The 1,182-nt window shown below is 72.8% G+C and carries 1 protein-coding gene; it reads right to left on the bottom strand.

The genetic code is table 11. The features are described 5' to 3' along the window. Positions 1-48 precede the first annotated feature (48 nt). On the bottom strand, positions 49-1,128 hold the full coding sequence (locus ACFWEP_RS34750; RefSeq protein ID WP_387376310.1) for a WxL protein peptidoglycan domain-containing protein: 1,080 nt from the start codon (positions 1,126-1,128) through the stop codon (positions 49-51). Between the last annotated feature and the right edge of the window lie 54 nt (positions 1,129-1,182).

The raw sequence follows: 1,182 nt of genomic DNA, 5'->3' as shown, positions 1-1,182 counted from the left end.
GAGAGGGTTCCGTCGGCCGCAGGGACGCGGTGTTCGAGGGGGACGCGGTCAGGCCTGCTTCCCGGTCTTCTCCCGCAGCGCGCGGCTCACCGCCTCGCGCACCCGCTCGTCCTCCAGACTCTTGCGACGGGCGCGCCCGCGCCGGGTCAGGACGACCGCCACGACGACCGCGGCGAGGACCAGGACCACCAGCAGCGCCAGGGTCCACGGGACGGCCCACCCGTGGGCCGTGGCCACGACCGGCTTGAGGGCGGTCGTGGAGCCGGCCGCGTCCGTGAGCACCGGGGTGACGGTGACGGTGGTGGCCAGGCGGAACGCCGGAGTCACGTGGTGGACCGGGACCGTCACTTTCCAGCGCTCACCCGGCAGCAGCTCGGGCGGTGCGGCGACGGCGCCGGCATCGGTGGTGAAGGTACCGAAGGGACCCGTGACGGTGACTTTCTGGGTGCCGGAGAGCAGCGCGTTGCCCGTGTTGTGGAGGCTGTAGGTCACCGTCGCGTCGCCCTGGCCGAACGGACCGGCGGAGCCGCCGTAGGAGACGTGCAGGTCCTCGACGGCCAGCTTCGGCCGCAGCGCCCCGCTGACGCGCAGCTTGATCCGGATGCCCAGACGCCGGTCGACCGCGATGCCCTCCGCGTCGTCGGGCTGTCCCAGAGAGGTGAGGATGCCGCCCACGTAGTCGCCCGGGGTGGCGTCGTCCGGGACCGAGACCGTGAACGGGACCTGGACGGTCTTGCCCGGGGCGACCGTCACCGTCCCGTGCGCGGCGCGCACCCAGGCACCCACGGAGCGGGACTTCTTGTCCCGGGTCAGCAGGTCGAGCTGTCCCTTGTCCGTGGTGAAGCCGTCGGCGGTGTACACCGCGAGGGTCAGCGCGGTGGTGCCGTGGTTGGCGACGACCATCGCGTCCTCGGTCTTCCCGCCCGGGTTCACGCTGTAGCCGAAGCTCGACCGGTCGTTCCCGAAGTCGTTGGAGGCCGTCCGGACCGTCCAGGTGACGTCACCGTCCGCCGCGCGGGCCGGAGCGGTGCACACGCCCGCGAGCGCCAGCACGGTGAGCAGGAAGAGGGCGACGGCGCGGACGGGGCCGGCGGCGGGGTTACGGCGGGATGGTGCCACTGCGTGCATCTCGGGGTCTCTCTGGGATGAAGGAGGTGGGGCAGGTTCCGGTGGACCGGAACC

The organism is Streptomyces sp. NPDC060198 (assembly GCF_042728415.1).
Lineage (GTDB): Bacteria > Actinomycetota > Actinomycetes > Streptomycetales > Streptomycetaceae > Streptomyces.
The sequence above is the reverse complement of the archived record's forward strand: the minus strand, read 5'-3'. Positions and strand labels throughout refer to the sequence as shown.

Coding starts and splice junctions, on each gene's coding strand:
- ACFWEP_RS34750 (WP_387376310.1), bottom strand. CDS start 1,128: ATGCACGCAGTGGCACCATCCCGCCGTAACCCCGCCGCCGGCCCCGTC.